The following is a 5,244-nucleotide window of genomic DNA, read 5'->3' as shown; positions in this document are numbered from 1 at the left end:
GGTGAGGGTTGGTCCCGGCCTCGACAAAGAGCCCTCACCCGGAGCCGCTTCGCGTCTCCGACCTCTCCCGCAAGCGGGAGAGGCAACGCGGTGCCCCTCCTTCGCTTGCTTTCTCTCCTGACGCTGCTGCTGGTCGCCGCCTGCGGGGCGATGGTGCAGCCGATGGGCGCCTCGAACGGGGCGCCGCGGGTGGAGCCCGACGCCGTGATCGCGGCCGACGGCTATCGCCTGCCGCTGCGGCATTGGGGGCCGGTGGACAAGCCGCGCGCCGTGGTGCTGGCGCTGCACGGCTTCAACGAATACGGCCGGGCCTTCGACGACCCGGCCAGGTTCTGGGGCCAGCTCGGCATCGCCACCTACGCCTATGACCAGCGCGGCTTCGGCGACACCGCCGGCCGCGGCATCTGGCCGGGGGCGGAGACGCTGGCCGCCGATGCCGCCACGGCGCTGCTGCTGCTGGAGGCGCGCTATCCCGGCGTGCCGGTCTATCTGCTGGGCGAGAGCATGGGCGGGGCGGTGGCGATCCTGGCCGCGACCGGGCCGGACCACCCGCCGATGGCCGGGCTGATCCTGTCCGCCCCGGCCACCTGGGGCCGGCAGAGCATGGACGCCATCCCGCGGGTGGCGCTGTGGCTGACCCGCCGGCTGATCCCGGCGATGACCTTCACCGGACGCAGCCTCGGCGTCCAGGCCAGCGACAACGTGCCGATGCTGATCGCGCTCGGCCGCGACCCGCTCTACATCCGGGCGACCCGGGTCGACACCATCGACGGGCTGGTCGACCTGATGGGCCGCGGCTCGGACGCGGCGGCGGAGATCTCGCAGCCGACCCTGGTGCTGCTGGGCGAGCATGAGCAGGTGCTGGCGCCGGCCTCGGTCAACCTGCTGCTGCGCCGCCTGCCGCGCCGGACGGACCTGGTCGTCGCCTCCTATAGCCGCGGCTGGCACTGGCTGCTGCGCGATATCGGCCGGCGCACGCCGCAGCGCGACATCGCCGACTGGATGCTGCATCCAGGGACCGGCCTGCCCTCGGGGGCGGAGCGGCGCGGCGAGGCCCGGCGCGCCGTGGCCGACGGCTCGGTCCTGGGATCGGAGCAGCAGGCGTCGGGCGGGCCCTGAGCTACTCGGCGGCGGCCTCGGCCGGGAGCGGCAGGCGCGCCGGGCTGAACACCTCCTGCTCCTCCGACACGCCGCGCAGGCTGAACCGGCCCATCGGCTCGGCCTCGACCCCGACGGCACGACGGAAAGCCTCGGTCATCAGCGGCCGGCGGCCGGTGATGCGGCACAGCGCCTCGACCCGGCTTGCCAGATTGACCGCGGGGCCGATCACCGTGAAGTCCAGCCGGTCGGCGGCGCCGATATTGCCGTACATCACCTCGCCGATATGCAGCGACAGGCCGTAGTCGAGCGCCGACCGGCCCTCCTCGACCCGCCTGGCGTTCAGCGCAGCCATGCCGTGCTCGGCCACCGCGGCGGCGGCCAGGGCCTTGGACGCGGCGTCCTGCACGCCCTGATCCTCATCCACCGGGAAGATCGCCAGCATGGCGTCGCCGATGAACTTCAGGATCTCGCCGCCGGATTCCTGCACCGCCGCGGCCATCGTCTCGAAATAGCTGTCCAGCGAGGCAACGATCTCCTCGCGCCCGACCTTCTCGCTCATCGCGGTGAAGTCGCGCAGGTCGCAGTACCAGATCGCCGCGTGCAGCGATTCCGACATGCCGCGGCGGATCTGGCCGTTCAGGATGCGGGCGCCGGCGTCATGGCCGACATAGGTGTCCAGGAGGTCGACCGCAGTGGCGCGCAGGGTGTGGATCTCGATCAGCCGGGTCAGGATCGGCATCAGCCGGTCGACCTTCTGCAGCGCCGCCTCGGTGAACCCGCCCTCCTCGCGCGTGGCGAAGGAGATGGCGGAGCGGCGGCCGCTGGTGAAGGCCATGCCGAACAGGGCGTAGTCGGTCAGCCCCTCGTCGCGGAACTCTTCCAGCACCGGGAAGTCGAGCTGCGCCTTCGGCCCGGTCAGGCGGCGGCGCAGTGCGTCCGCGCCCTCCTCGATCACCGCGTGGATCGGGCTCTGCTGGTATTCGGGCGAATTCCGGTTCTCCCACAGGCCGCGGCGGCGCTCGATCGCGCCGGTGCCACGCCAGATATAGGCGGTGCCGAAATAGAGCGGATGCAGGGCAGGGATGATCGCCAGGCCGCGCGCGACCGGAACGTCCTCGGCGACCAGGCGGTTGCAGAATTCCTCGAGCAGCTGGCCGACGTCGCGGATGGTCGGCGCCTCGTACAGCAGCCAGTCCAGCGTGGGTGAGCCGGTACAGCTCGTCATCGGATTCTCTTTCTCGATCACGACGCCCATGGTCCGCCCCTCGCAGCACAGCCTCCATCATCTAGGGGCAGGACGTCCAGATTTCGAGTCAGGTCGTTACCGATGAAAGGAAAACCTGCCTTGCGTGGCGGGCCGGGGCGGGAGAAGGAGCCATTTCAGCCCCACAGCGACGGCTCCGGCGGGTACACCGTGACGCCGTCATAGCGCAGGGCAGGATCGTGGTCCTTGGCTAGCAGCAGCGGTCCGTCGAGATCCACCAGCTCCGCCCCCTGCGCCACCAGCGTCGCCGGCGCCATGGCGAGAGAGGAGGCGACCATGCAGCCGACCATCACGGCGAAACCGCGCTCGCGGGCTGCGGCACGCAGCCGCAGCGCCTCGGTCAGGCCGCCGGCCTTGTCCAGCTTGATGTTCACCATGGCGTATTTGCCGGCGCAGCGGTCCAGGCTGGCGGTGTCGTGGCAGCTCTCATCGGCGCAGAGCGGGATCGGGCTCTCGTAGCCCAGCAGCGCGTCGTCCTCCGACGCCTTCAGCGGCTGCTCGATCACCTCGACGCCGAGCGCGGCGAAGGCAGGGCCGAAGCGCTCGAGATGGGCGATCGACCAGGCCTCGTTGGCGTCGACCACCAGCCGGCTGGCCGGCGCGTTGGCACGCACCGCCTGCACCCGCTCCAGATCGCCGTCTCCGGTCAGCTTCAGCTTCAAGAGCGGCCGGTGCGCCGATTGCCGCGCTGCCTCGCCCATCTTCTCCACCGTGTCCAGGCTCAGCGTGTAGACGGTGGTGACCGGGCCGGGCTCGGGGATCCCGGCAACCGCCCAGGCCGGCACCCCGGCCAGCTTGGCCTCCAGGTCCCACAGGGCGCAGTCGACCGCGTTGCGCGCCGCGCCCGGCGGCAGCAGCGCCTCCAGCCCGGGCCGGTCGGCGCCATCGGCAATCGCCTGGACCACGCTCTCGATCTGCGCCGCCACGCTCTCCAGGCTCTCGCCGTAACGGGCATAGGGCGTGCATTCGCCGCGGCCGACCGCGCCGCCGGCGACGATCTCGGCGATCAGCGTCCGCGCCTCGGTGCGGCTGCCGCGGGAGATGGTGAACACGCCGCGGATCGGCCACACCGCCTCGCGCACCGAAAGGCGGCGGCCGGTCACGCGTGCACCGGGGTCGGCAGCCGGTCGACGATGGCGGCGACTCCGGTGCGCACCGGGTCGACCGTCGGCAGGCCGAAACGGTCCTCCGCCTCCTTCAGCGCCCGCTCCGCCGCCTGCGGATCGAGCGCCGAGGTGTTGAAGGCCAGCCCGATCACCTTGGCGTCCGGGTTGGTCAGCCGGGCACAGCGCTCGTTCAGGGCGATGCAATCGGCCAGGTCGGGGAGGGGAAAGTTCGGCAGGCCGCGCATATGCGGGCGTCCGGGCTCGTGGCACATCACCAGCGCCTCGGCCTGGGCGCCGTGCAGCAGACCCAAAGACACGCCGGCATAGGAGGCATGGAACAGCGACCCCTGGCCCTCGATCAGGTCCCAATGGTCGGACTCGGCCTCCGGCGCCAGCCATTCGGTGGCGCCTGAGATGAAGTCGGCGACCACGGCGTCGACCGAGACGCCGCCGCCCGCGATCAGGATGCCAGTCTGGCCGGTGGCGCGGAAATCGGCCTTCAGGCCGCGCGCCTTCATCTCCCGCTCCAGCGCCAGCGAGGTGAACATCTTGCCGACCGAGCAATCGGTGCCGACGGTCAGCAATCGCCGGCCGCGGCGCGGCATGCCGCTGGCGACGTCGAAGTCGCGGTCCGGGTGGCGCACGTCGAACAGGCTGCGGCCCAGCGCCTTGGCGCGCTGCGCCACCGCCGGCAGGTCGGCGATGCGGCTGTGCAGGCCGGAGGCGATGTCCATGCCGAGCTCGAGCGCCCGCAGCATGGTGTCCTGCCAGGCCTCGGAGACCCGGCCGCCGCGGTTGGCGACGCCGATGATCAGCGTCTGCGCGCCCTTGGCCGCCGCTTCCTCCAGCGTCAGGTCGGGCAGGCCGCAGGTGGCGCGGCAGCCGTCCAGCCGCAGCTGGCCGACGCAGACCTCGCGGCGCCATTGCGCCACGCCATAGGCGGTCTTGGCGGCGAGCTGGTCGGGGGCATCCCCCAGGAACAGCAGATAGGGACGCCTGATATCCACGATGCGGGCTCCTCACCAACGATCGCCGCGAGTGTAGCGGGAATCCGGGGTCAGGCCAGGACCGCGGCTTCGGGATGTCATAACCGGCGGTGAGGGTGCGCGGGGGCGGGTTCGGTCAGTTCTGGTCCTGCTGCTGCTTGTCCGGCAGCGGCGGCCGGTGCTGAGGCTGCAGGTGAGCCGGCGGCTGGGCATGAGCCTGTGGCTGGGCGATGTGTGGTGTCGGGTGCGGCGCGGCGGGATTGTGCGGCGGCGGCATCGGAGGCCGGGCGATCGCCGGACGTTGCGCCGCCGCCGGCTGGTGCGCCGCGGCCTGAGGTTGCGGCTGCGGGGGCCCGGCCAATGGCTGCGCGGGCGGCTTGGCAGGGGGAGCACCGGCCGGCGCGCTCGCGGGGTGCTGACCGCGCTCCGGCAGCGGCGGATGGCCGGGCTGGACCGTTGGGGCAGCCTGGGCCGCGGTCGGACCGCTCGGCGCCTGGGGGCCGTGCTGATTGCGGTCGAGCAGCGGCGGATGCGCCGGCTGGGTCTGGGCGGCAGCGGCAGGCGGTTTGACGGCCGGCGTTACCGGGGGCTGTCCGGCGGCCTGGGCCGGGGTGGCCAGGCCGTGCTGGCCGGGGGTGGGCAGCGGGGAATGGCCCTGCCCGGCCGGTGCCGCGGCCGTGCGGTCGATCGGCTTGGCCGGCTGGCTCGGCGCCGGCGGATGCGGCCGGTTCGGGTCGGCGGGGGCCAGCGGCAGCCTTCCGTCCGGCCCGCGGGCGAGTGCCGGATG

General features: G+C 72.6%; 4 protein-coding genes and 1 pseudogene. 1 reads left to right on the top strand and 4 read right to left on the bottom strand.

Annotation, left to right across the window (positions count from 1 at the left end; translation table 11 throughout):
• The first annotated feature begins 90 nt into the window (after positions 1–90).
• Entirely contained in the window at positions 91–1,119 is a 1,029-nt protein-coding gene (locus AB4Z01_RS35775) for an alpha/beta fold hydrolase (RefSeq protein ID WP_441701563.1), read from the top strand.
• A gap of 1 nt (position 1,120) precedes the next feature.
• On the opposite strand, the gene AB4Z01_RS35770 is transcribed toward AB4Z01_RS35775, so the two are convergent.
• The 4 genes and pseudogenes from AB4Z01_RS35770 to AB4Z01_RS35755 form a co-directional block, all read right to left on the bottom strand.
• Positions 1,121–2,326: an adenylate/guanylate cyclase domain-containing protein gene (locus AB4Z01_RS35770; protein WP_441701561.1), complete on the bottom strand. Its 1,206-nt coding sequence runs from the start codon at positions 2,324–2,326 to the stop codon at positions 1,121–1,123.
• 155 nt (positions 2,327–2,481) lie between these two features.
• The gene (gene dgcA, locus AB4Z01_RS35765) at positions 2,482–3,468 is read right to left on the bottom strand and encodes an N-acetyl-D-Glu racemase DgcA (protein ID WP_441701559.1); all 987 of its coding nucleotides are present in this window, start codon (positions 3,466–3,468) and stop codon (positions 2,482–2,484) included.
• Entirely contained in the window at positions 3,465–4,478 is a 1,014-nt protein-coding gene (dgcN, locus tag AB4Z01_RS35760; protein WP_441701557.1) for an N-acetyltransferase DgcN, read from the bottom strand. Before dgcN ends, dgcA begins: the two co-directional genes overlap by 4 nt.
• Before the next feature lie 115 nt (positions 4,479–4,593).
• Positions 4,594–5,244, bottom strand: a pseudogene (locus AB4Z01_RS35755) (hypothetical protein); the annotation flags it as partial.

This window comes from Inquilinus sp. YAF38 (assembly GCF_052113205.1).
Classification (GTDB): domain Bacteria; phylum Pseudomonadota; class Alphaproteobacteria; order DSM-16000; family Inquilinaceae; genus Inquilinus.
This window is presented reverse-complemented; position numbering and strand designations above follow the sequence as displayed.